Source organism: Streptomyces sp. NPDC056061 (assembly GCF_042266885.1).
Lineage (GTDB): Bacteria > Actinomycetota > Actinomycetes > Streptomycetales > Streptomycetaceae > Streptomyces.
This window is the reverse complement of record NZ_JBHJWQ010000035.1, coordinates 21,215-46,557: the sequence shown is the minus strand read 5'-3', so window position 1 is coordinate 46,557 and position 25,343 is coordinate 21,215. Positions and strand designations below refer to the sequence as shown.

The following is a 25,343-nucleotide window of genomic DNA, read 5'->3' as shown; positions in this document are numbered from 1 at the left end:
GGACATGGACTTCCGCACGCTCAAGGCCCTCGAACCGGTCCGATTCGAGGAGGCCGCCGACGCGTACCGCGCCATGAGCCGGTCGGCGCAGGCGGCCAAGGACCATATCGAGAACGCCGTCGCCACCGGGATGCGCAAGAGCCTGGAGGGCGAGGCGGCGCAGGCATCGCAGGCACAGCTCCGAGCCCTGGCGAAGAACTTCCATTACACACAGACCGAGTGCGGCGTGATCAGCACGGCCCTCAACGGCTTCGCCTTCGACATGGCGGCAGCCAGGCGAAAGCTGCTCAGCGCGTGCGAGGACGCGGCCGCCGACGGCTGCACGGTGAACCCGGACGGCTCGGTCATGTTCCCGGCGGGCAGGAGGCCCGGCGAGGAGAAGACGGCCGAAGGCGGCACGGTGACCGGGAACGCCGGAGGAACCGGGACGTCCGACGCCGTGGAACGCCAGGCCATGAACATCCACCCGAACCCCCACTACGGCAAGGCGACGGGGTACGCGAACCGGATCGCCGACGCACTTGAGGAAGCCACGGAGGCCGACGCCAAGTGGGCCCCGAAACTACGCGCGCTGAAGGCCGATGACGACCTGACGGTCTCCGCGCAGGACTGGGCGGACGTGACGTCCGACACGGGCGGGGTCCGCGGCGCTGCGGACGCCTACCTCGACACGATCGAGCCGCCGCCGAAGAACGACTGGCCCCAGGACAACGCCAACTGGTGGAAGGGCCTCTCCGACGAGCAGCGGGCGGCCTACGTCGCCATGCACCCCGCGAGCATCGGAGCGCTCGACGGCCTGCCCTCCGACGTGCGCGACGACGCGAACCGTCTCGTGCTCGCGGAACAGTGTGCCGCCAAGCAGATGGAGTACGAGGCCTGGCTCAAGAAGGAGCCCCGGCACGACGAGCCCTTCTTCGACCCGTTGACCGGTGAGGAGCTCACGAGCGCGACGGGTACGACCGAGGAATGGAAGGAGTGGGACGAGAAGAAGCAGGAGTTCGAGAGCTGCCTCAACGGCATCGACGACATCCAGAGGCGCTTCGACAGCTATACGGACGAGACCACCCGCCCCTACCTGCTCGGATTCGACAGCAAGGACATGGGGCGCGCCATCGTTTCCATCGGAAACCCCGACACCGCGGACAACGTGGTGACCTACGTGCCCGGAACGTTCGCCAGGCTGGGGTCCATCGATGGGGACATCAACAGGGCTCAGCTTCTCCAGGCGCAGGCGGCAGCCGTCGACGGCTCTCGGGAGACAGCCTCGATCGTGTGGCTCGGTTACGACGCCCCGCAGGGCATCTGGACCGATGCCACGGAGACGAAGTGGGCCGACAAGGCCGAGGAGCCGCTGGGCAACTTCCTACAGGGCATCGAGGAGGCGAACCATCGCGACGTGAACCAGACGCTGCTGGGGCACAGCTACGGGTCCCTGGTGGCGGGCCAGACGATGAGTTCCCACCCGGACCTCCCCGTCGACAACGCGATCATGGTGGGCAGCCCGGGTGTGGGTGTGGATCACGCAAAGGACCTGAACATCCCACCGGACCGTGTCTTTGCGGCCACGGCCAAGAACGACCTGATCAACCTTGCTCCGCCCCCAGCGGGTCCCTTGGCCCCCCTCAACCCGAAGGCGTACATGAGGCTGTTCGACGATCACTCGATCGTTCACGGAACCGACCCGGTTTCCGACGACTTCGGTGGCACGGTCTTCGACGTCCCGGCCGGCAAGTTTCCGGGCTCGGACGGCGAGACGATGCCCGCGCATTCCCAGTACTGGGACGACGACCCCCTCAACAGCCTGGCGAAGATCGTCACCGGAGGACAGCCGTGAACCCTCGGAAGGCAGTCATGGCTGCCGCGTTGACGGCCATGACGGTCCTGGTGGCTGCATGCGGTGCACACGAAGACAGCGGAGAGGAACCGAAACAGGTCACCATGGACGAGCAGCAGGCGATCGACCGGGCAGAGGAAATCATCCATCAGGCGGTGGACGGCATGTCCCCCAAGCCGACACTGGAGCGTACGGGTCCCGAGACCGTCGGCCCCTGCATCGCCAGGGACGACCACGGCCCCGACGATCGACGGCAGGTGACCCTCTTCTACAAGCTGACCGGTGTTCCGGGGAGCGAGGCCAGGAACCTCGTGCTGCAGGCACGGGATGCCTGGCTGAAGCAGGGATACAGATTCAATTCATCGGACAAGAAGGATATGTCCGGCCCTTACCCCTGGGTCAGTATGCGTACCGACCACGATGACTTCTGGATGGAAGGCATCACCGGTGTTCTGGACCGTGCCAAGGGCGAGGGAATTGCCACCCTCAAGGTGCGGTCCCCCTGTTTTCTCCCGGCGGGAAAGTCCTCGACGGCGACCGCGGCCGATCCCGCCGCGCTGGAAGCCCCGCAGCCGGAGACCCCGCAACCCGGTGATCCCGGTACGCGTCGTGCCCTCGACCTCTCCAGCCGGATCTACGACGTTCTGCGGGCCGGATCGGCCCCCACACAACCGGGGGAGGGCCTTGGCATCGTCCGGGACGGGTCCGGAGTCTCGGTCCATCACACCTGGTCGACCCGGCCGATGCCGGAGGCCGGGGCCGTTCAGGCGCTGGCCCGCGCTCGGGCTCGCCTCGGGGACGCGGGCTGGGCCGTACGCCATGTACCGATGGGTGTGGGCGTCCCCGCCGTCATCGCGATCCACCCCCGGGAGGGCGCGGTCGTGCAGCTCGCTCTCTCGGCCACCGGCGCGGTGCGGGTTGCTGTGACGACGCCGGTCGGCCCGGCGTCCGTGGACGGATAGTGCCGCAACCGGCAGGGGTCGCCCGGTGTGGAACACCCGTCGGGTGGACCTGCCCGGTCACAGGGCCGTACGCGCAGTGCTACGACCGGTGCCGGGCGCACCGATGTGCGCAGTCCGGGCCGCTGCCGTGCGAGGTCCATGGGAACGAGGCCCGGGCGGCCGGAGGTAGATTCGAACGGTGAACGCTGAAGACGTCGGCCGTATCGTCCTGCTCACCGCCAGCCACCGAGTGGCGCCCGGGCTGTTGTCCTGGCCCGCCTGGCAGGCGCTGCACGCCGCGGACCGGGTGCTCTGCGCCGAGCCGGACAATCCGCAGCTGCCCTATCTGCGCGAGGCGGGCGTCGCCGTCGAGCATGCCGTGCTCGACGCGCAGGAACTCGTCGACGCCTGCGCCGGCGGCCGGACCGTGGTCCTCCTCACCGGCGGCGAGGGGAACCGGCCGCTGACGGACGGGCTCGCCCGGCTCGCCGGTTCCGGCCGGGTGGACATGCCGGACCTGGAACTGCTGCCCGGCTCCTACGACCTGCCCGGCGCCCGGCTCCTCGACCTGGTCCAGGTCATGGACCGGATCCGCCGGGAATGCCCGTGGACCTCGCAGAAGACCCACGAGGGCCTCGCCAAGTACGCCGTCGAGGAGGCGTACGAACTCGTCGAGGCGATCGAGGACGGCGACCGCGAGGAACTGCGCGAGGAACTGGGGGACGTGCTCCTCCAGGTCGTCTTCCACGCCCGGATCGCCGAGGAGGGCCGCCCCGAGGACGGGGAGGAGCCGTTCTCCGTGGACGACGTGGCCGCGACCATCGTCGAGAAGCTCATCCACCGCCATCCGCACGTCTTCGGCGACGAGACCGCCGAGACCGCCGAGGACGTGCGCGAGCACTGGCTGCGGACGAAGGCCGTGGAGAAGCGGCGTGCGTCGGTCACCGACGGGGTGCCGGTCGGCCAGCCCGGACTGGCGCTCGGGGCGAAACTCGCCTCCCGGGTCCGCACCGCCGGGCTCGACGTGCCGCTGCCCGCGGGCGAGGGCGTCGGCTACGAACTCCTCGCCCTCGCCGTGCGCGCCGAACGGGACGGCGTGGACCCCGAGGCCGCGCTGCGGGCCGCCGGCCGCGCCTACCGGGACGCCATCCGCGCCGTCGAAGGCGTCGGCTGACACCCGGAACAGTACCGGCGGCCCCGCCCGGGCCCTGGCCGGGGACCGGGCGGCACCGCGCGGACGGGCCCCGGACGGCGGCGGATAACGTCGGGGGGTGAACCACAGCCCCGCCGACCATCCCGAGCACCATCCCGAGCACCGCCCTGCCGACCGGCCCGCGGACCGTCCCGAGCACCGCCCTGCCGACCGGCCTGCGGACCGTCCCGAGCACGGCCCCGCCGACCGCCCCGCCGGTGCCCCCGAACTGTTCACCTGGGAGTTCGCCACCGACCCGTACCCGGCCTACGCCTGGCTGCGCGAGCACAGCCCCGTGCACCGCACCGCGCTGCCCAGCGGCGTCGAGGCATGGCTGGTGACCCGGTACGCGGACGCCCGGCAGGCACTCGCCGACACCCGGCTCTCCAAGAACCCGGCCCACCACGCCGAACCGGCACACGCCAAGGGGAAGACCGGCATTCCCGGCGAGCGCAAGGCGGAGCTGATGACGCACCTGCTGAACATCGACCCGCCCGACCACACCCGGCTGCGCCGACTCGTGTCCAAGGCGTTCACCCCGCGCCGGGTCGCCGAGTTCGCGCCGCGCGTACAGGAACTGACGGACCGGCTCATCGACCGTTTCGCCGCCGAGGGGCGGGCCGACCTCATCCACGACTTCGCGTTCCCGCTCCCCATCTACGCCATCTGCGACCTGCTGGGGGTGCCGCGCGAGGATCAGGACGACTTCCGGGACTGGGCGGGCATGATGATCCGGCACGGCGGCGGCCCGCGCGGCGGGGTCGCCAGGTCGGTGAAGAAGATGCGCGGCTACCTCGCCGAACTGATCCACCGCAAGCGGGAGGGCCTGCGGGAGGACGGGGCGGACGACCTGATCTCCGGACTGATCAGGGCGAGCGACCACGGCGAGCACCTCACCGAGAACGAGGCGGCGGCCATGGCCTTCATCCTTCTCTTCGCCGGGTTCGAGACGACGGTCAACCTGATCGGCAACGGGGTGTACGCGCTGCTGCGCAACCCCGTACAGCGGGCACGGCTGCAACACTCCCTCGACGCGGGCGAGGGCGGGCTGCTGGAAACCGGGATCGAGGAGCTGCTGCGGTACGACGGACCGGTGGAGCTGGCGACCTGGCGGTTCGCCACCGAGCCGCTGACGCTCGGCGGCCGGGACATCGCGACCGGGGACCCGGTCCTCGTCGTCCTCGCCGCCGCCGACCGCGACCCGGCGCGCTTCGACGAGCCCGACACGCTCGACCTCGCGCGACGTGACAATCAGCACCTCGGATACGGGCACGGCATCCACTACTGCCTGGGCGCGCCGCTCGCCCGGCTGGAGGGACGGACCGCACTGGCCACGCTGCTGACCCGCCTTCCGGACCTGCGACTCGCGGTGGAACCCGCCGATATGCGGTGGCGTGGAGGGCTCATCATGCGCGGACTGCGCACCCTGCCCGTGGAGTTCACACCCCGCCCCGGAACAGTCAAAACTGACGCCACGTCAGCTCTGTGACTTTGACGTGATCCGTGCTGCATCGACTTGTGACACGCGTTCGGGTCCGGCTAGGTTCACCGTTCGACTCACCAGTCGCTCGTCAGACCTTGTCCGTCACACGGAAGGCAATTCCATGGGCTCCGCGAACGGCCGACACCGTCGCCCTCGTCAGGCACCCGCCATCGTCGTCGCCGCGGGTGTGACCGGATCCGCCATCGCCATCCCGCTGCTCGGCGCGGGCGCCGCGCAGGCGGCCGACGCCACGACATGGGACCGGGTGGCCGAGTGCGAGAGCGGTGGTACGTGGAGCGCCGACTTCGGCAACGGCTCCTACGGCGGCCTCCAGCTCACACCGGAGACGTGGAAGGCGTACGGCGGTGAGTCGTACGCGCCGCGGGCCGACCTCGCCAGCCGGGCGCAGCAGATCGCGGTGGCCGAGAAGATCCTCGACGCCCGGGGTCCGAAGGCATGGCCGAGCTGTGCGGTGATCTCCGGCCTCGCGACGGACGGGACGCTGCCCGGGGTGGACCCGGGAACGACGCCCTCCGCCGAGCCGACCGGGGCCACCGGGAACGAGCAGGCGTCCGGGGACGCATCGACGTCCCCGGCCGACGGTGCCACGCCCTCCGGCGAGGCCGAGGAGCCGAAGGGGGACGCCGAGCCGTCCACGAAGCCCCCGGCCACCGAGTCGGCGTCCCCGTCCTCCGACCCCTCCCGTTCCGCCGACGCCGGTGATGCGCCCGGTTCATCCGGTTCATCCGGTTCGAGCCCCTCCGGCTCCTCCAGCACCTCCGATCCCTCCGTTCCCTCCGATTCCTCCGGCTCCTCCGTGCCGTCCCGGGTGCCCGGAAGCGCGGGCGCGGGCGGCAAGCACCGCGGCGCCCCGGCCGCCGAGGAGGGGCGGGGCTCGACCGGCGGCGACGACCGCGAGTCGGGCCGTCACGCCTCCCGGGGCGAGGGCGGGGCGCGCGACGCGGGGGCCCCGGTCGCCGACGACGCGTACACCGTCCGTCCCGGTGACAATCTCTGGGCGATTGCTGATGCACAGAAGGTTCCCGGTGGGTGGACCGCGCTCTACGAGTCCAACAAGGACGTCGTCGGCTCCGATCCGGACCTCATCCTCCCTGGCCAGAGCCTCGACCTCGATGTGAAGGCCGACTGAGGGCGGCTTGCCGACCGGCTGAGGGAGCCTCAAAACCTGGGGTGCTTTAGAGACCTATGTCCACTTCCGTTCAAGTGAGACATGGGTCTCTTTGTGTTCTTTGGTGTGTTGCGTCCGAGGTGCTCTCGCGTATCACCCCCGACCTGCGGAAACGTCAGTTCGTCGGATGCAAGTAAGGGCATATTGTCCGATGTGTTCATCTTTGAAAGTAGAGGTTGGGTGTGTTTACGTTCGAAACCGCTCGCACCGCGGGCCCCGTCGACCGTCACGCCGAATCCTGCCGTCGGTCGGAGGGAACAGACGCGAAAGCGCCGTAGGCAGGAGCGGGGGACCCAGGTAGGCGCCGGCCCGATCGTCGAAAGACGCATCAGGACCGGCTTGGGGTGAAGTCGCGTGCTAGGACGTGCGACCGGGCAACTCACTTGGCCCGAACCCGACAGCTCACCTCGTAGGCGTCGGTGAGGAGAAGTTCCATGCTGTTTTCCGGCAAGGGCAAGCACCGCCGTTCGTCCAAGGCCGTCCGGATCGCCACGCTCGCCGGTGTCGCCGGCACCGCCGTCGCCGTTCCGCTGATGGGTGCGACCAACGCCTCCGCCGCTTCCGTCGCCACCTGGGACGCCGTCGCCCAGTGCGAGTCCGGTGGCAACTGGTCCATCAACACCGGCAACGGCTACTACGGCGGTCTGCAGTTCTCGCAGTCCAGCTGGGCCGCCGCCGGCGGCACGCAGTACGCCCCGCGTGCCGACCTGGCCACCAAGGCCCAGCAGATCGCCACCGCCGAGCGCCTCCTCGCCATGCAGGGACCGAACGCCTGGGGCTGCGCCGGGGCCGGCAACCTGCGCAACGACGGTGTGGACCCGGGCGTCAACACCGGTTCCTCCGCCAAGTCCGGTGCCTCCAAGCAGCAGAGCACCCCCTCGGCGCCGAAGCGTCAGCAGCCGCAGCAGGCCCAGCCGAAGAAGGCCGAGCGCACCGAGGCCCCGGCCGCCTCCCGCTCGGAGCGTCACGCCGCCCCGCGTGCCGAGTCGAAGAAGACCGTCACCACCCCGACCGGCAAGAAGGTCAAGAAGGGTGACGGCGAGTACAAGGTCGCCGTCGGCGACTCCCTCAGCGAGATCGCCGCGGACCACGGCGTCGAGGGCGGCTGGCAGCGGCTGTTCGAGCTGAACAAGGACATCGTCCAGGACGCCGACCTGATCTACCCGGGTCAGCAGCTGCACCTGACGAAGTAGGCCCGGCTCCCTCCTCCCCGAGCCGCCCCGGCCCGGCGCGCGTTTCCCCGTCCGCGCCGGGCCGGGGCTTCTGCGTGGTGGCCCCGCCCGGCGGGTGCCGCTCCCGTCTGGCGCGTCACCCGCACGACTTGTCATCCGTCCGACGTGTCGTTCCGGTGCGCGGCGCCCGTCGCTTCAACTTTTGTCGTCACTGATCCGTAACACCCTTGTCGTTTGTCCTGGATCGTGCGCCCTCGGGTCCTTTTTCGTCCCAGCGGGCGGGCGGTCGTGGGGTCGAGAGGGCCGGGCCGGTTAGGCTCTTGTCGCAAGGCCAACGTGACCCTGCAGAACCAGCGTCATATCCCAGAAGGAGATGCCTCGTGCCGTCCATCGACGTCGTCGTAGCCCGAGAAATCCTCGACTCCCGGGGGAACCCCACGGTCGAGGTCGAGGTCGGCCTCGACGACGGCAGCACGGGCCGTGCTGCTGTGCCGTCCGGCGCCTCCACCGGTGCGTTCGAGGCCATTGAGCTTCGTGACGGCGACCCCAACCGCTACCAGGGCAAGGGCGTCGAGAAGGCCGTCCTCGCCGTGATCGAGCAGATCGGTCCGGAGCTCGTCGGCTACGACGCCACCGAGCAGCGGCTGATCGACCAGGCGATGTTCGACCTGGACGCCACCGAGAACAAGGGCTCGCTCGGCGCCAACGCCATCCTCGGCGTCTCGCTGGCCGTCGCCCACGCCGCCTCCGAGGCTTCGGACCTGCCGCTGTTCCGCTACCTCGGCGGCCCGAACGCGCACCTGCTGCCCGTCCCGATGATGAACATCCTCAACGGTGGGTCGCACGCCGACTCCAACGTCGACATCCAGGAGTTCATGATTGCCCCGATCGGCGCGGAGTCCTTCTCCGAGGCCCTGCGCTGGGGTGCCGAGGTCTACCACACCCTGAAGAAGGTCCTGAAGACCAAGGGCCTGTCGACCGGCCTCGGCGACGAGGGCGGCTTCGCGCCGAACCTGGAGTCGAACCGCGCCGCCCTCGACCTCATCGTCGAGGCCATCAAGGAGGCCGGCTACGTCCCGGGCAAGGACATCGCGCTCGCGCTCGACGTCGCCGCGTCCGAGTTCTACAAGGACGGCACGTACGAGTTCGAGGGCAAGTCCCGCTCGGCCGCCGAGATGACCGAGTACTACGAGGAGCTCGTCTCCGCGTACCCGCTGGTCTCCATCGAGGACCCGCTGTTCGAGGACGACTGGGCCGGCTGGAAGATCATCACCGACAGGCTCGGCGCCAAGGTGCAGATCGTCGGCGACGACCTGTTCGTCACCAACCCGGAGCGCCTGGCCCGCGGCATCGAGGAGGGCTCCGCCAACGCCCTGCTCGTCAAGGTCAACCAGATCGGCTCGCTGACCGAGACCCTGGACGCCGTCGAGCTCGCCCAGCGCAACGGTTTCAAGTGCATGATGTCGCACCGTTCCGGCGAGACCGAGGACGTCACCATCGCCGACCTCGCCGTCGCGGTGAACTGCGGCCAGATCAAGACCGGCGCCCCGGCCCGTTCGGACCGTGTCGCCAAGTACAACCAGCTGCTGCGCATCGAGGAGATCCTCGACGACGCCGCGGTGTACGCGGGCCGCTCGGCGTTCCCCCGGTTCCGCCCGGCGGACTGATCGGCACGCCGTTCCAGGACCGATCGGCGCGCCGTCCGCGCACCGATCGGCACCGTGAGGGCCGACGCCCTCCGGGCCCGCACGGCCCGAAGGCCCCGGCCTCCGTCCGTCCCCGCACCCGGTCCCGTACCGTGTGCGGGGACGGACGTGCGTAGTGGGGAGGCGGAGACATGGCCGCGAAGGACCGGGACCGGTTCTCCACCGCGACCCGGTTGCGGCTGCTCGGCGAGCAGACCGCCGCCCGTGTCTACCGGTCGCAGAACCGCCGCCAGGACCGCCGCTCCCGGCTCACCGGCCGGGCGGCCTTCCTGGCGCTCATCGTGTGCTCCCTCGTGGTCGCGCTGGCGTACCCGATGCGGCAGTACGTGTCGCAGCGGGACGAGATCGCCGACCAGGAACGACTTGCGCGCGAGGCCCGCGTCCGCACCGAGGAACTGCGCGACGAGAAGGCGCGGCTCCAGGACGACGCCTACATCAGGCAGCTGGCCCGCAAGCACCTGCACTATCTTCTCCCCGGGGAGACGGGCTACACGGTGATCGACCCCGACGCGGTCAAGGAGCGCAACGGCGAGACGGACAAGTCCGGCCGGCCGTGGCACTCCAACCTCTGGGACGGCGTCGACGAAGCCGACCGCGGCTGATCCGCCCGCCCGTCCCCGTCCCCACCCCGTCACCATCGGCAGACCCCAGAACCCAGAACTAGGCAGGCATGGAAACCCCCCCTCCGCAGACCGAGCCCACCGAGCCCACCGAGGCGGACATCGCCGCGTTCCGGGAGCAGCTGGGCCGCCCGCCCCGCGGGCTGCGCGCGATCGCGCACCGCTGCCCGTGCGGCAACCCGGACGTCGTCGAGACGCAGCCCCGGCTGGAGGACGGCACCCCGTTCCCGACCACGTACTACCTCACGTGCCCGCGTGCCGCGTCCGCGATCGGCACGCTGGAGGCGAACGGCGTCATGAAGGAGATGACCGAGCGCCTCGGCACGGACCCCGAGCTGGCCGCCGCCTACCGGGCCGCGCACGAGGACTACATCGCCCGGCGCGACGCCATCGAGGTGCTGGAGGGCTTTCCCAGCGCGGGCGGCATGCCGGACCGGGTGAAGTGCCTGCACGTCCTGGTCGCGCACTCGCTCGCCGCGGGGCCCGGAGTCAACCCGCTGGGCGACGAGGCGATCGCGATGCTGCCCGAGTGGTGGCGCAAGGGGCCGTGCGTGACGCCCTGCGCACCGGAGGAATCGGACGCATCGGACGAGGGCTGACCGTCCCGCCCCGGTGCGCGGCCCCGACCGGCCGTCCGGCCCGCGAGCCGTGACCCGGTCCGGGAGCCGCACACCGGCCCGTGCTCCCCGGCAGGACCGGAGGGGCGAACTCTCCACAGGAGCAGGAGCATCCATGACCCGTGTGGCCGCCATCGACTGCGGTACCAACTCCATCCGTCTGCTCGTCGCCGATGCCGACCCGGCCACCGGTGAACTCGTCGAGCTCGACCGCCGGATGGAGATCGTCCGGCTCGGCCAGGGCGTGGACCGCACCGGCCGGCTCGCCCCCGAGGCGCTGGAGCGGACGTTCGCCGCCTGCCGCCGGTACGCGGAGGTGATCGAGGGGTACGGGGCGCCGCGGCTCCGCTTCGTCGCCACCTCCGCCTCGCGCGACGCGGAGAACCGGGACGAGTTCGTCAGCGGCGTGCGCGACATCCTGGGCGTCGACCCCGAGGTGATCAGCGGTGACCAGGAGGCGGAGTTCTCCTTCACCGGTGCCACCAAGGAGCTCGCGGGCCGCGACCACCTCGCGAAGCCGTACCTCGTCGTGGACATCGGCGGCGGCTCCACCGAGTTCGTCGTCGGCGACGACCGCGTGCGGGCGGCGCGCTCCGTGGACATGGGCTGCGTACGGATGACCGAGCGGCACCTGGTCCACGACGGCGTCGTGGCCGATCCGCCGACGCCGGAGCGGCTCGACGCGATCCGCGCCGACATCGACGCGGCGCTCGACCTGGCCGAGGAGAGCGTCCCGCTCACCGGTGCGGCCACCCTCGTCGGCCTGGCCGGGACCGTCACCACGGTGGCCGCGATCGCCCTCGGGCTGGACCGCTACGACTCCGAGGCGATCCACCACTCCCGGATCTCCCTGGAACGGGTCGAGGAGATCACCGCGCGGCTCGCCGCCTCCACGCACGCCGAACGCGCGGCGATCGGCGCGATGCACCCGGGACGGGTCGACGTGATCACGTGCGGCGCGCTGATCCTGCTCGCCGTGATGAAGCGGGTCGGGGCCCGGGAGGTCGTCGTCAGCGAGCACGACATCCTCGACGGCATCGGATGGTCCTTGGCCTGACCGCCTACAGGTTGCGGTACACGTCCCGCCGGTCGCCCACCTTGACGACGAGGATGACGAGTTCGCCGTCGTTGATCCGGCAGGCGACCCCGTAGCTTCCGGCCCGGAGCCGGTGGAGCCCGCACGAGCCGGTGAGCTTCTTGACGTCGGCGTCCTCGCGGTACGGGTCGTCACCGAGCGCGGTCGGCGCGGTCGGGACGCGCAGGGCGTCGGGGTCGTGGCGGATATTCCGCGAGTGCTCATGCGGGGTCCGGCCTGCACTTTTGAGGTGCGGTGGGGCTCTCGGGGGCTCTTCGTGCGCCGCGCCGCGACGAAGTTCGTGAACTTCTTCACAAGGAATTCGGCTCCGTGAAGGGTGCTTGAGGCCCTTATGGGGGTGCGGAGTCGTTCGCGGGGTCGTTCCGTGTTCGTGCGGGAGTGTTCCGGGCGCGTTTCCGGAGTGTGGAGCGGCTGGCCGGTTCTTCGCCCCGCCGGGCACAAGGGCCAGCTCACAGGGGGTGGACAACGTTTGTCCACGTGGCGTGGTTCCCCGCCGCCGCCATGACCTCGGTCACGGGGGCGGCGAAGTGTAGCAGAGGGTGCGGGAAACCTTGTGAAGGGGCTCACGAGGGGTGCACGGGAGAGGGGTGGATACTCGATGGCATGAGCACCACGGAGCGTCCCAGGATCCTCGTAGTAGGCGGTGGGTACGTAGGCCTGTACGCAGCTCGACGCATTCTGAAGAAGATGCGCTACGGAGAGGCGACCGTCACGGTCGTCGACCCGCGCTCGTACATGACGTACCAGCCCTTCCTCCCCGAAGCCGCCGCAGGCAGCATCTCCCCCCGGCATGTCGTCGTCCCGCTGCGACGCGTCCTGCCGAAGGCCGAGGTGCTCACCGGGCGCGTCACCACCATCGATCAGGACCGCAAGGTCGCCACGGTCGCGCCGCTGGTCGGCGAGGCCTACGAGCTGCCCTTCGACTACCTGGTCATCGCGATGGGCGCGGTCTCCCGCACCTTCCCGATCCCCGGCCTCGCCGAGCAGGGCATCGGCATGAAGGGCATCGAGGAGTCCATCGGTCTGCGCAACCACGTCCTGGAGCAGCTGGACAAGGCCGACTCCACGACCGACGAGGAAGTCCGCCGCAAGGCGCTGACGTTCGTCTTCGTGGGCGGCGGGTTCGCCGGTGCGGAGACCGTCGGCGAGGTCGAGGACATGGCCCGCGACGCGGCGAAGTACTACACGAACGTGAAGCGCGAGGACATGCGCTTCATCCTCGTCGACGCCGCCGACAAGATCCTTCCCGAGGTCGGTCCGAAGCTGGGCACCTGGGGCCGGGAGCACCTGGAGTCCCGCGGTGTCGAGATCTTCCTCTCGACGTCCATGGACTCCTGCGTCGACGGTCACGTGGTGCTGAAGAACGGCCTGGAGGTCGACTCCAACACCATCGTGTGGACGGCCGGTGTGAAGCCGAACCCGGCGCTGGCCCGCTTCGGCCTGCCGCTCGGCCCGCGCGGTCACGTGGACACCTCCGAGAAGCTCCAGGTCCAGGGCACCGACTACATCTGGGCCGCGGGCGACAACGCCCAGGTGCCGGACATGGTCGGCCGCCGCGCGGGCAACCCGAACGCCTGGTGCCCGCCGAACGCCCAGCACGCGCTGCGTCAGGCCAAGGTCCTCGGCGACAACGTGATCTCCGGCATGCGGGGCTTCCCGCAGAAGGAGTACAGCCACGCCAACAAGGGTGCGGTCGCCGGTCTGGGGCTGCACAAGGGCGTCGCGATGATCGTCGTCGGCAAGATGAAGATCAAGCTCAAGGGCCGTCTCGCCTGGTACATGCACCGTGGCTACCACGGCCTGGCCATGCCGACCTGGAACCGGAAGATCCGGATCTTCGCCGACTGGACCCTCGGCATGTTCCTCAAGCGCGAGGTCGTCTCGCTCGGCGCCATGGAGACGCCGCGCGAGGAGTTCTACGAGGCCGCCAAGCCGGCCCCGGCTCCGGCCGCCGCCAAGCCCGAGGGCGAGAAGGCCAAGGCCTCCTGACGCCCCGTCGCGGGACCACTCGCCCGCGCACCGGCAGTACACGCACGACGCCCGAAGGGGCCGCCCGCCATCCGTGGTGCGGGCGGCCCCTTCGGCGCGTTCCGGGGCCGGGGACGGCCGGGAGGGGATGGTCGTGGACACGGTCGGCGCGGAGTGAGGGACGCGCGGCCCGCGGCGCGGGGGTGCATGTATGGTGCACATTTTTTGCCCTTTCCTTGCGCCGTAGCGGAATGGGGTGCGCGCGGCGGACTGTTGAGGGGACGTACCTCGCCGTGGCGCCGTGGGTGCTCGGCGTGGTTGCAGGCATGTTCGGCCGCGTTCGGGCATGTTTGGGCAGATTGGGAACACCATCACGGAGGTGTGCGCCATGGCTGACGCCGCATTGCGGCTGACCGCTCTCGCCGAGGAGTTTCTGGGAGAAAAGCTGCCGGTCCGGATCCGGGCCTGGGACGGCAGCGAGTCCGGACCGCCCGGTGCCCCCGTGCTCGTCATCCGCAACAGGCGCGCACTGCGCAGGCTGCTCTGGAAGCCGGGCGAACTGGGCCTGGCCCGCGCCTGGGTGGCGGGCGAACTCGACATCGACGGTGACCTGTACGACGCCCTGGACCTGCTGGCCGCACTGATCTGGGACCGCGGCGCGGGGGACGGGGAGGCCGTCCACCCGGTCCGCGACCCGAGGGCCAGGGCCTTCGCGAAAGGGCTGCTGCGCCTCGCCGGCCCCTCGCTCCCGCCGGCCCCGCCGCCCGAGGAGGTGCGCCGCCGCACCGGCACTCTGCACACCAGGCGTCGCGACAAGGAGGCCATCAGCCACCACTACGACGTCGGCAACGACTTCTACGAACTGGTCCTCGGCCCGTCCATGGTCTACTCCTGCGCCTACTGGGAGGACGGCGGGACCCTGGAGGACGCGCAGCGCGACAAGCTCGACCTGGTGTGCCGCAAGCTCGCACTGAAGGAGGGCGACCGGCTCCTCGACATCGGCTGCGGCTGGGGCTCGATGGCCCTCCACGCGGCTCGCGAGTACGGCGCCCGGGTCACCGGGGTGACCCTCTCCGCCGAGCAGGCCGCCTACGCCGGCAAGCGCGTCGCGGACGCGGGCCTGTCGGACCTGATCGAGATCCGGGTCCAGGACTACCGGGACGTCAGGGACGGCCCGTACGACGCCATCTCGTCGATCGGCATGGCCGAGCACGTCGGGGCGGTCCGCTTCCGCGAGTACGCCGACGACGTCTACGCGCTCCTCAGGCCCGGCGGCCGACTGCTCAACCACCAGATCGCCCGCCGCCCCGAGAAGGACGAATCCGACTATCACGTGGACGAGTTCATCGACGCCTACGTCTTCCCGGACGGCGAACTCGCCCCGGTGGGGCGGACCATGACCATCCTGGAGGAGGCGGGGTTCGAGGCCCGGGACGTCGAGTCGATCCGCGAGCACTACGCGCTCACTCTGCGTGGCTGGGTCGCCAACCTGGAGAAGCACTGGAACCGCGCGGTCCGGACGACCTCGGCCGGACGGGCCAGGGTCTGGCGCCTCTACATGGCCGCCTCCGCGCTCTCCTTCGAGCACAACAAGATCGGTGTCAACCAGATCCTCGCGGTGCGCCCGGCCGCGGGCGGGTCCTCCCGCCTGCCGCTGCGCACCCGTGACTGGACGGCGTCCGCGACCGTCTGACCGGGCGCCACCGCGTCCCCGGCCCGGGAGCGCCGGGGACGCACCGAGGGCCGGTGCCCGCAGCGTCGTGCTGCGGGCACCGGCCCTCGGCCGTACCGTCCGGTGCCGGACGGCGGGTGCGGTGCCTACTCAGTCTTGATCGCTGTCAGCATGTTCAGCTTCGCGGCGCTGCGGGCCGGCCAGAGCGCGGCCAGCACACCCACCAGCCCGGAGAGCAGCAGGAAGATTCCGATCCGGCCCCACGGGATGACCAGGGCGTAGTCCGGGATATCGGACTTCAGGGTCTGCCCGATCGCCCAGGCGAGGAACGTGCCGAGCACGATGCCGACCACCGCGCCGAAGACCGAGATGACCACGGCCTCCAGCCGGATCATGCGCTTCACCCGGCGCCGGTCCAGGCCGATCGCCCGCAGCATGCCGATCTCCTGCTGGCGTTCGAAGACCGACATGGCCAGCGTGTTGACGACACCGAGCACCGCGATGATCAGGGCCATCGCCAGCAGGCCGTACATGATGTTCAGCGCGGTGTTGACGAAGCCACCGAACATGTCGCGGATGCCCTGGCGGTCGATGATGCTCATGGCCGGGTTGTCACCCAGCGCCTTGACCACGGCCTTCTCACTGGCGGCGGACTGGCCGCCGTCCATCTTCAGCCAGACCTCGCGGATGTCGGCGTACGGGGTGTGCGGGGCCAGGATGTCCTTCGAGAGCACGGCCGAGGAGAGGAACTCGTTGTCCTCGTAGACCGCGCCGACCTTCAGCTCGCCCTTCTTGTCGTCGTCGAACACGACCGGGAGGGTGTCCCCGGTCTTCCAGTTGTTCTTCTTCGCGGTGCTCTCGGAGACGGCGAGCTCACCCTTGGTGATCGAGTCGATCGAGCCGGAGACCGTCTTGACGACGAAGAGCTCGGACAGGGCGTCGGCGGTGACACCCGAGACCGCGACGTGGTCGTCACCGACCTTCGGCCAGGCGTCCTGCCGGGGCGAGACCGCCGCGACGCCGTCGGCCTTCTCCAGGGCCTTGAGCGCCGACGCGTCGAGCGAGCCGCCGTTCGCCATCGACACCATGTAGTCGGCCTTGATGTTGTCCGTCGTCATCCGGTCGACCGAGCGGCCGAGGGTGACGCCGAGCACCGAGATGCCGGTGACCAGGGTGAGACCGATCGCCAGGGCGGAGGCGGTGGCCCCGGTACGGCGCGGGTTGCGGACCGCGTTCTGCGCCGCGAGCTTGCCTGAGACCCCGAACAGCCGCTTCATCAGCGGGCGGGCCAGCGCGATGACGGGACGGGACAGCAGCGGGATCAGCACGATGATGCCGATCAGCGCGAGGAACGCGCCGCCGCCGATGGTCGTCCGGCCGTCCGAACCGCCGGACACCGCACCCGCCACGATGCCCACGGCACCGATCAGGGTGAGCGCACCGCCGATCGAGTTGCGCACCACCAGGGACTTGACCGTGGCGGCCGCGTGCACGCTGTTCATCGCCGCCACCGGCGGGATCTTCGCGGCCCGGCGCGCGGGCAGCCAGGCCGCCAGGACGGTGATCAGCACACCGACGCAGAAGGCCGCGACGACCGAGGTGGGGGAGACGACGAGGGGTCCGGCGGGGATCTTCCCGCCCATCAGGCCCATCGCGGACCGCAGGCCGACGGCGAGCCCCAGGCCGGCCAGGAAGCCGATGGCCGACGCGAGGAGACCGACCACCGCGGCTTCCAGCAGCACCGAGCGCTTGACCTGGCGGCGGGAGGCGCCGACGGCGCGCATCAGCGCCAGTTCCTTGGTGCGCTGGGCGACCAGCATGGTGAAGGTGTTGGCGATCAGGAAGATGCCGACGAAGAGCGCGATCGCCGCGAAGACGAGCAGGATGGTGTTGAGGCTCGACAGGCCGCTCTCGATCATGTCGGCCTGTTCGTCGGCAAGTTCCTTGCCGGTCTTGGCCTCGGCGTCCTTCGGCAGCAGCGGCTTCACGTCGGCGAGCAGCTTGTCGGCGGAGGCGCCGGGCGCGGCGGCGACGTTGACGTCCATGAACTGGCCGGGCCGCAGGTACAGCTTCTGGGCGACCGGCGTCTCGAACAGGACCAGGCTGCCGCCCGCGTTGACCGCGCCGTCCTCGGTGGTGAAGACACCGGAGAGGGTGTACTCCTTCACCGGGCCGTTGGTGGCGACCCGGACCCGGTCACCGACCTGGTACTCGCCCTTCTTCGCGGTGTGCTCGTCGAGCGCGATCCGGTCGGCCGCGTCCGGGCCCTTCCCGTCGACGAAGGTGTATGCGGAGTCCTTGCCGTCCTTGCCGGGGAAGAAGTTCGAGCCGGTGTTGGACCAGCCGTTGCCGATCAGCTTGCCGTCGGGGTCGGCGACCCCGGCGAAGCCGTGCACCCGGCCGGTGGCGGTGTCGACGCCGTCCAGGCCCTGGATCTTCGCCAGGGTGGCGGTGTCGACGGCGGGATCCTTCGCGTCGCGCTGGTTGGCCCGGGTGGTGACGGCGACGGCGACGTCGTCGTAGCTCTTGGCCGACTGGTTGCGGAAGGCGTTGCCGAGGGTGCCGGTGAAGACCAGGGTGCCGGACACGAAGGCCACGCCGAGCATCACGGCGAGCACGGTCATCAGCAGCCTGGCCTTGTGCGCGAGCACATTGCGCAGGGCAGTACGGAACATGTGAGTCAGTCCTGGGAGGGGGAGGGGTTCCGGTGAGAGGCGAGGGGAACGACCTCGCCCGCGAGAGGGAGCCCGCTCCCTGTCGTGGAGGAGGTGGTGAGGGCGGGCCTCAGCTGGTGCGGCCCTTGGCGTCGAACGCCTTCATCCGGTCGAGGACCCCGTCCGCGGTGGGGTGCAGCATCTGGTCGACGATCCGGCCGTCCGCGAGGAAGATGACCCGGTCCGCGTAGGAGGCGGCCGCCGGGTCGTGCGTCACCATCACCACGGTCTGCCCCATCTCGCGCACCGAGTTGCGCAGGAAGCCGAGGACCTCGGCGCCGGAACGGGAGTCCAGGTTCCCGGTCGGCTCGTCACCGAAGATGATCTCCGGCTGGGAGGCCAGGGCGCGGGCCACCGCGACGCGCTGCTGCTGGCCGCCGGAGAGCTGGGTCGGCCGGTGCGACAGCCGGTCGGAGAGCCCCACCATGTCGATGACCCGGCGCACCCACTGCGCGTCCGGCTTGCGGCCCGCGATGTCCATGGGGAGCGTGATGTTCTCCATCGCCGTCAGGGTCGGCAGCAGGTTGAACGCCTGGAAGATGAAACCGATCTTGTCCCGGCGGAGCTGGGTGAGCTGCTTGTCCTTGAGGGACCCCAGCTCCGTGTCACCGATCCGCACCGAGCCGCTGCTGAAGCTGTCGAGACCGGCCACGCAGTGCATCAGGGTGGACTTGCCGGAGCCGGACGGGCCCATGATCGCGGTGAACTCACCGCTGTTGAAGTCCACGGAGACCCGGTCCAGGGCGGTCACCCTGGTCTCGCCCTCGCCGTAGACCTTCGACAGATCCGTGGCGCGGGCGGCCACCGTGGTGACGCGGTGTGCGGTGGAAATGGTGGTCACGGGAATCTCCTGGTTCGGGGCTCCGGCCGAGGGCTTCGTCCGGGTGCGGTATGCATGGGTTCGTTCGAGGTGTCCGATCGAGATGTTCGATCGTTTTCGGAACCCCTCCATCGTCCCGGCCGCATCGCGGCGGATCGTCAGTCCCCGTGCCCGTTCCCGGGGTCGTCTTGAGTCGCACCGGCCGGCTCCCATGTCCTCCTCCGGTATGACATCGACCCTGAGACGTCCGGGTGGCCGGGGCGGGTGCGGGATGACGCGGCGCCGTCGTACGACTGCCGCGCGGGCGTCGCGCCGCGCATCGGGAACGGGGGGTTCCGGGGCCGGGGAGGGCGTGTTCCGGGCACCTGGCGTCGCGGGGCGACCGGCCCGGTTCGGAGCGCGCCGAGTGCCCGGTCGGAGGGGCGGGTGGCGCGTCCGTGGCGATCGCTGGCGTGCGCCTGGCGAATCCGCCGTCCGAGTGCGGCGACTTTACGTCAATCCGGATTACCGGCCGACGCGGCCGTCATCCCGCCCGGGCATGTGCCGATGCCCTCTCACATGTGCTGACGCACCCTCAAACGGTCAATAAAATAAGACAACATCGCGCCACTCATCCGCTGATCGGAGGAAGGCCCCGGATAGGGTCATGTGCCAACGCGAGGCCGCGCCGGCCCGGATGGTGGAATGCAGACACGGCGAGCTTAAACCTCGCTGCCCCTCGGGGGCGTACCGGTTCGAGTCCGGTTCCGGGCACCATGACACACCCCTCGCGTGACCAGGGAGAACGACCTGAAGCGCCCGTGATCTCCTGTCCGCGTGGGAACACCGTCGCACCCCTTCCCGGTCTTCCGCCGGGGAACAACCTCCCGACATTCCGCGGGTCCCCGCCTCCGGGCGCATCCACAGGGGTGCGCCCGTGACGCCGGCGGTGCCGCATCGTGCCGTACCGCCGTACCGCCGTACCGACGTACCGCCGTACTGCCGTACCGCCGTACCGCCGCACCCGTGCGGGCGAACGGGGTTCCGGCGGCACGCGGTCGGCTGAGCTGCCGTGGCCGTGGTGCGGGGGGACCATGGAGGGACGGCCCGGTACGAGGCACGGGACGCGTGCCCGGTCCGCCCGGGGCGCGGGCTGCCGCGGTGGGGAAGGAGGTCCGTCCGATGGCCGCATGCGATGTGTGGCGGGCGGATACCGGGGTGGCGGGGCCCGACTCGTCCGAACCGGGCAGCCTGCTGGACGCGCTGCGCGTGGCCGCGGTGGTGCTCGGCACCGACGGCCGTATCGCGTTGTGGAGCCCGCAGGCGGAGGAACTGTTCGGCTGGAACGCCGAGGAGGCGCTGGGGCAGTACGCGGCCCGCCTGATGATCGCGGACGAGCACGTCGCGCAGGTCCTCGAACTGTTCGGGACCGTCATGGCGGGAAAGGGGGCCTGGGCCGGGGTCTTCCCCGTGCGGCACAAGGACGGCTCCACCCGCCGCATGGAGTTCCGCAACATGCGGCTGCTGGACGAGCACGGCGACGCGTACGCCCTGGGGATCGTCTGCGACGAGACGACGGTGCGCGCCATGGAGCGCGATCTGGCGCTCTCCGCCCGCCTGGTGGCGCAGTCCCCCTTCGGGCTCGCCGTGCTGGACCCGGAGCTGCGCCTCCTGCTGGTCAACCCGATGCTGGAACGGGTCACCGGCGGTTCGGCGGCCGACCTCCTGGGCCGCCGCCCCCGCGAACTCCTGCCCTTCCTGGACGGCGACGCGATCGAGCTCATGATGCGGCAGGTCCTGGCGACCGGCACCCCCGTGCGCGGCCGGTTCGTGGCCGGCCGGATGCCCGCCGACCCCGGGCGCGACCACGCCTGGCAGATGTCGTGCTACCGGCTGGAGGACCCCGGCGGGCGGCTGATCGGCGTCACCCTGACGATGGCCGACGTGACCGAGCAGCACCGCGCGACCATGGAGGCCGCCGTGGCCAGGCGGCGGCTCGCCCTCGTCGCCCGCGCCTCCGCGGAGGTCGGCACCACCCTGGACCTGGAGCTCACCGCCCGGGAACTCGCGGAACTCGTGGTGGACGAGATCGCCGACATCGCGGAGGTCGACGTCCTCGACTCGGTCCTCACCGCCGCCGAGCTCGCCACCCCGGTCGGCACGGGGCCGCAGACCTTCCGGGCCCTGGCCGCGGCGGCGGCCCGCCGGCCGCCGCACGCCCGCCACGCCGCCGATCCCCCTGCGGACGGGCCGTCCACGCGGCGGACCGCCCGATCACCCGCTGCGTCACCACCGGCCGCCCGGTCCTCGTGAGCCGGGTCGCCGACCGCGACCTGCCGCACATCGCCCGCGACGACAGGGCGGCGGCCCTGCTCGGGGCGGCCCGTACGCACTCCTGCCTGGTCGTGCCGCTGACCGCCCGCGGCCAGGTGCTCGGGGCGCTCTGCCTCCTGCGCACCCGCCGCAGCCCGCGGCCGTTCGACCAGGAGGACGTCACGATGGCCGGTGAGCTGGCCTCCCGGGCCGCCGTCTGCATCGACAACGCCCGCTGGTACCAGCACGTCCGCGGAACCGCGCTGACCCTCCAGCGCCACCTGCTCCCGGACCGGCCGACGCAGCCCGTCGGCCTGAGGATCGCCTACCGGTACCTGCCCGCGGAGGCGGCCCGCGGGATCGGCGGCGACTGGTTCGACGCCATCCCCGTCCCGCAGGGCCGGACCGTGCTCGTCGTCGGCGATGTGATGGGCCACGGGATCAACGCCGCCGCCACGATGGGGCAGCTGCGCACCGCCACCCGCGCCCTGGCCGGCCTCGGGCTCCCTCCCGACCAGGTGCTCCAGCACCTGGACCGGCTCACCGCCGACCTGCACGAGACGACCGCCACCTGCGTCTACGCCGTGCTCGACCCCCGCCACCGCACGTACCGGGTCGCGCTGGCCGGCCACCCGCCCCCGGTCCTGCTCCGCACCGGCCGCGCCCCCCGGCTGCTGGACCTGCCCACCGGTGCGCCGCTGGGCGTCGGCGGCGTCCCGTTCCGCACCACCCTGCTGGAGCTGCGCCCCGGGGACCGCCTGATGCTCTACACCGACGGGCTCGTGGAGACCCGGGACGAGCCCATCGACACCCGCCTGCGGGTCCTGCTCGATCTGCTCGCCACCCCCTGCCCCTCCCTGGAGGCGGCCTGCGACCGGGTGCTGACCGCCCTGCGCCGCCCCGAGCACGAGGACGACGTCGCCCTGCTCCTGGCGGAACTCGCGCCGGACGGCGGGCGGCGGGGGCGGCGGCCCGGCCGGGGATGACGGGCGGACCCTCATGGGTCGGGGCGTACGGGCTGTCATGAGTCGGGGCGTACGGGCTCTCACTGCTCGGGGTGGACGGGTGCGGGCGGACACATTGTTGTGAATTGCAAATTTATGCAATTCGCTACATGCTGTGTTTTTGGAGTCTGCAAGCAGTGCGGTCGTTCGGCCGCCGCGCAGACGTGGCTGTGTGGAGCGATGCCCCGGGTTCCGGGGCGACGAGGGGGTTCGCGGGCGTGCACCTCGCTGGAACGGATGCGGACCGCTCGGCGGACCCCGACCGGAAGGAAGGCGAGGCGGACGACCGGGCGGAACCGCCCCCGTGTCGCCCGTCCGTCTGCCGTCGACCCCCGCGCACGGCGACCGGCCCCCGCCCCGCCCATGAGGAAGTCCCATGACCGTCCAGCCCGATGCCCTGCCCCTGCGCCACGTCCTGACCCTGCCCGCCATGGGCGCCGCCGTGCGGATGGCCCGCGAGACGACCGAGCAGGTGCTGGCCGAATGGGGGGTCGGGCCGCAGCACCCCGGTACCGGGCCGGTCCTGCTGATCCTCAGCGAACTGGTCGCCAACAGCGTCCGGCACGCCGCCGTGCTGTCCCCGAACGTGACGGTGTTCTACGCGGCGGGGCCGGACACGTTCGCCTTCGGCGTCCACGACCGCCACCCCTACCGCCCCGCGCTGCCCGGACCGGTCACCGGAGCGGACAGCGGCCTGGCCACCGTCGTCGAACTCACCCATGGCCTGGCGGGCACCGCCGTCGTGCGCGGGGACGCGGACGGTTCGGGCAAGTGCATCTGGGTCACCGTGCCGCTGCGGGGCATCGGCGGCGCGGCCGTGGCCGGTGGACGGCCGCTCTGAAACAGCCGCCCGATCTTCCGTCCGCCCCCACGAGGCTTCCCCCCGCACCGGACGTCAGAATGTTCCGAGTTGCTGGTTTCGGCAATTCACGAGGTCAGCACATTCTGCCGGACGCGCGAGGATGGCCCCATGGCGAGGAGTTCTGAGTGGACGCGATGCAGGGCACAGGCACGGCCGCGGCATACCGGCCGAACGCCCGGGTCCGAGGGTGCGGGGCCGGTTCGATGAGCGCGCCGCTGTACCAGTTGAAGGCCGAGTTCTTCAAGACGCTCGGTCATCCCGTGCGCATCCGGGTGCTCGAACTGCTCAGTGAGCGCGAGTACGCGGTGTCCGAGATGCTGGCCGAGATCGGCGTCGAGCCCGCCCACCTCTCGCAGCAACTCGCGGTGCTGCGGCGGGCCAATCTCGTCGTCGCGCGCCGCGAGGGCTCGGGCGTGTACTACTCCCTGGCCAACGTGCAGGTGGCGGAACTCCTGCGGGTCGCCCGCACCATCCTGTCCGGGGTACTGGCCGGTCAGGCGGAGCTGCTGGCCGACCTGCGCGCCGCCGAACCGGGCAAGCCGTAGGCGGGGGACGCGGGGCGGCGCTCCGGGTGGCCTACGGCACGTGGCCGGTACGCGGTCCGACTGATCGGCCGGTCGATATTTCGGCCGTGCGGTCGGTACTCGGTTCGGTAAAGATCCTACTCAGGCACTAGTCTGAATCCTTTGCCTACCTATTACTCTTGTGGGAAGGCCGCGCAGGGTGGCCATGGAGGAGTGAGATGAGGAGCAGCAACCCGGTCTTCTCGCGACGGGGCTTCAGCCGCGACAACGGTTACGCGGGCTTCAACGCGGCGCCGCAGGCCGGGGCCGCCACCGCGGGTGCGAATCCGTACGCCACCAACCCCTATGCCCAGCAGGACACGCAGTACGGCGTCCCGCAGGCACCGGCGCGCTCGGGCGCGATGACGATCGACGACGTCGTCACGCGTACGGCGATCACGCTGGGCACCGTGGTGCTCGGCGCCGCGCTCGCCTGGTGGTTGCTGCCGGTCGATTCGGCCAATCTCGGCAAGTCCTACGGCATCGCGATCGGCGCCGCCCTGGTGGCGTTCGTCCTGTCGTTGATCCAGTCCTTCAAGCGCAAGCCGGTCCCGGCGCTGATCGTCGCGTACGCGGCCTTCGAGGGTGTCTTCCTCGGAGTGATCTCCAGCGCGGTCAGCACGTACATCGGCCCGGGCGTCGTGATGCAGGCCGTGATGGGCACCATGTGCGTCTTCGCCGGTGTGCTCGTCGCGTACAAGATGCGCTGGATCCGCGTCACCCGCCGCTTCTACGGCTTCGTGATGGCCGCGGCCATGGGCTTCATGCTGCTCATGATGGTCAACCTGCTCTTCGCCGTCTTCGGCGGCGGCGACGGCCTGGGCTTCCGCAGCGGCGGCCTCGGCATCCTCTTCGGCGTCATCGGGATCATCCTCGGTGCGTGCTTCCTGGCCCTGGACTTCAAGCAGGTCGAGGACGGCGTCGCCTACGGCGCCCCCCGCGAGGAGTCCTGGCTGGCGGCCTTCGGCCTCACCATGACCCTGGTGTGGATCTACCTGGAGATGCTGCGTCTGCTGTCGATCCTCAGCGGCGACGACTGACCCCGGTCCGCGCTCACGCACGCGTACGACGGCAACGGCCCGCAGGCACCCCCTGCGGGCCGTCGCCGTTCCCGGACGCACCCCGCGCGTGCCGGTCGCCCGCGCGGGGGCGTGCGGGGCCGTGCGGGACGGGTGCCGTCCGGGGCCGGGCGGGCCGGGGGCGTCGCGTTGGCACCCGTCGCGGGAGGGCGCGTAGGGTCGCGGGGTGCTCGATACGACCCCGCTGATCACCGCCGTCGACCGATTCGCCGACCGGCTGCGTGCCGCTCCGCAGAGCCGCCTCCAACGCGGAGCGGCGGCCGAGGGACTAGCCACGGCCCGGGAACTGGCGCTGCGGGCGCAGCGCATCGAGGCGCCGGACCGGGAACCGCGGCTCATGCCGGACGCCGGGGTCTTCGCCGTCGGCGACCAGCTCGCCGTGGCGGGGCGCGACCTGGCGGTGGCACTGGAAACGGCCCCGTCGGCGGAGCTGGACGAGGCCGTGCAATTCGTTGTGGAGGCGGCCGCGCGGGCGTTCCCGTAGCGCGGCGGACCCGGTGGGCGGCGGCCGGCGAGAGC

At 71.0% G+C, this 25,343-nt stretch carries 19 protein-coding genes, 1 tRNA gene, 1 pseudogene and 1 riboswitch; of the genes and pseudogenes, 18 read left to right on the top strand and 3 right to left on the bottom strand.

Annotated features, from left to right (window positions below):
- The first annotated feature begins 4 nt into the window (after positions 1-4).
- The 10 genes from ACFC79_RS32970 (at position 5) to ACFC79_RS32925 (ending at position 11,811) form a co-directional block, all read left to right on the top strand.
- Positions 5-1,834 carry an alpha/beta hydrolase gene (locus ACFC79_RS32970; RefSeq protein WP_376247947.1) on the top strand — a complete coding sequence of 610 codons (1,830 nt, stop codon included), beginning with the start codon at positions 5-7 and terminating at the stop codon, positions 1,832-1,834.
- Between the two features lie 17 nt (positions 1,835-1,851).
- Positions 1,852-2,796, top strand: a complete 945-nt coding sequence (locus ACFC79_RS32965; protein ID WP_376247944.1) for a hypothetical protein — start codon at positions 1,852-1,854, stop codon at positions 2,794-2,796.
- Positions 2,797-2,974: 178 nt separating this feature from the next.
- Positions 2,975-3,949 (top strand): nucleoside triphosphate pyrophosphohydrolase, encoded by a 975-nt coding sequence (locus tag ACFC79_RS32960; protein ID WP_376247942.1) that lies wholly within the window; start codon positions 2,975-2,977, stop codon positions 3,947-3,949.
- 97 nt (positions 3,950-4,046) lie between these two features.
- Complete coding sequence (locus tag ACFC79_RS32955; protein WP_376247940.1) at positions 4,047-5,456, top strand: cytochrome P450; 1,410 nt, start codon at positions 4,047-4,049, stop codon at positions 5,454-5,456.
- Between the two features lie 115 nt (positions 5,457-5,571).
- Complete coding sequence (locus ACFC79_RS32950; protein ID WP_376247937.1) at positions 5,572-6,600, top strand: transglycosylase family protein; 1,029 nt, start codon at positions 5,572-5,574, stop codon at positions 6,598-6,600.
- Between the two features lie 299 nt (positions 6,601-6,899).
- A riboswitch (cyclic di-AMP (ydaO/yuaA leader) is annotated at positions 6,900-7,070 on the top strand.
- Between the two features lie 3 nt (positions 7,071-7,073).
- Complete coding sequence (locus ACFC79_RS32945) at positions 7,074-7,832, top strand: transglycosylase family protein (protein ID WP_376247935.1); 759 nt, start codon at positions 7,074-7,076, stop codon at positions 7,830-7,832.
- Positions 7,833-8,191: 359 nt separating this feature from the next.
- Complete coding sequence (gene eno / locus ACFC79_RS32940; RefSeq protein ID WP_376247932.1) at positions 8,192-9,478, top strand: phosphopyruvate hydratase; 1,287 nt, start codon at positions 8,192-8,194, stop codon at positions 9,476-9,478.
- Between the two features lie 170 nt (positions 9,479-9,648).
- Entirely contained in the window at positions 9,649-10,119 is a 471-nt protein-coding gene (locus tag ACFC79_RS32935; protein ID WP_376247929.1) for a septum formation initiator family protein, read from the top strand.
- A gap of 68 nt (positions 10,120-10,187) precedes the next feature.
- Positions 10,188-10,736: a DUF501 domain-containing protein gene (locus ACFC79_RS32930; RefSeq protein ID WP_376247926.1), complete on the top strand. Its 549-nt coding sequence runs from the start codon at positions 10,188-10,190 to the stop codon at positions 10,734-10,736.
- Between the two features lie 133 nt (positions 10,737-10,869).
- On the top strand, positions 10,870-11,811 hold the full coding sequence (locus ACFC79_RS32925) for an exopolyphosphatase (protein ID WP_376247923.1): 942 nt from the start codon (positions 10,870-10,872) through the stop codon (positions 11,809-11,811).
- A gap of 4 nt (positions 11,812-11,815) precedes the next feature.
- Here ACFC79_RS32925 and ACFC79_RS32920 read toward each other — a convergent pair whose 3' ends face one another.
- Complete coding sequence (locus ACFC79_RS32920; protein WP_376247987.1) at positions 11,816-12,037, bottom strand: type II toxin-antitoxin system RelE/ParE family toxin; 222 nt, start codon at positions 12,035-12,037, stop codon at positions 11,816-11,818.
- 416 nt (positions 12,038-12,453) lie between these two features.
- On the opposite strand from ACFC79_RS32920, the gene ACFC79_RS32915 reads away from it, so the two are divergent.
- On the top strand, positions 12,454-13,839 hold the full coding sequence (locus ACFC79_RS32915) for an NAD(P)/FAD-dependent oxidoreductase (RefSeq protein ID WP_376247921.1): 1,386 nt from the start codon (positions 12,454-12,456) through the stop codon (positions 13,837-13,839).
- A gap of 367 nt (positions 13,840-14,206) precedes the next feature.
- Positions 14,207-15,511: a class I SAM-dependent methyltransferase gene (locus tag ACFC79_RS32910; protein ID WP_376247918.1), complete on the top strand. Its 1,305-nt coding sequence runs from the start codon at positions 14,207-14,209 to the stop codon at positions 15,509-15,511.
- A gap of 125 nt (positions 15,512-15,636) precedes the next feature.
- Here the strand turns inward: ACFC79_RS32910 and ACFC79_RS32905 are convergent, their stop codons facing one another.
- Both ACFC79_RS32905 and ACFC79_RS32900 read right to left on the bottom strand, forming a co-directional pair.
- On the bottom strand, positions 15,637-18,165 hold the full coding sequence (locus ACFC79_RS32905; protein WP_376247916.1) for an ABC transporter permease: 2,529 nt from the start codon (positions 18,163-18,165) through the stop codon (positions 15,637-15,639).
- 109 nt (positions 18,166-18,274) lie between these two features.
- Positions 18,275-19,045, bottom strand: a complete 771-nt coding sequence (locus ACFC79_RS32900) for an ABC transporter ATP-binding protein (protein ID WP_376247913.1) — start codon at positions 19,043-19,045, stop codon at positions 18,275-18,277.
- 649 nt (positions 19,046-19,694) lie between these two features.
- On the opposite strand from ACFC79_RS32900, the gene ACFC79_RS32895 reads away from it, so the two are divergent.
- The 6 genes and pseudogenes from ACFC79_RS32895 to ACFC79_RS32870 all read left to right on the top strand — a co-directional run bounded on the left by ACFC79_RS32895 (position 19,695) and on the right by ACFC79_RS32870 (position 25,308).
- Positions 19,695-19,780: transfer RNA gene (locus ACFC79_RS32895), tRNA-Leu, on the top strand.
- Between the two features lie 405 nt (positions 19,781-20,185).
- Positions 20,186-22,302: pseudogene (locus ACFC79_RS32890) on the top strand (SpoIIE family protein phosphatase).
- Between the two features lie 394 nt (positions 22,303-22,696).
- Positions 22,697-23,161, top strand: a complete 465-nt coding sequence (locus ACFC79_RS32885; protein WP_376247910.1) for an ATP-binding protein — start codon at positions 22,697-22,699, stop codon at positions 23,159-23,161.
- 224 nt (positions 23,162-23,385) lie between these two features.
- Positions 23,386-23,727, top strand: a complete 342-nt coding sequence (locus tag ACFC79_RS32880; RefSeq protein WP_376247907.1) for an ArsR/SmtB family transcription factor — start codon at positions 23,386-23,388, stop codon at positions 23,725-23,727.
- A gap of 197 nt (positions 23,728-23,924) precedes the next feature.
- A complete protein-coding gene (locus ACFC79_RS32875; RefSeq protein ID WP_376247904.1) occupies positions 23,925-24,785 on the top strand; it encodes a Bax inhibitor-1/YccA family protein in 861 nt (286 codons plus the stop codon).
- A gap of 205 nt (positions 24,786-24,990) precedes the next feature.
- Positions 24,991-25,308 (top strand): hypothetical protein, encoded by a 318-nt coding sequence (locus ACFC79_RS32870; RefSeq protein ID WP_376247901.1) that lies wholly within the window; start codon positions 24,991-24,993, stop codon positions 25,306-25,308.
- Positions 25,309-25,343 lie beyond the last annotated feature (35 nt).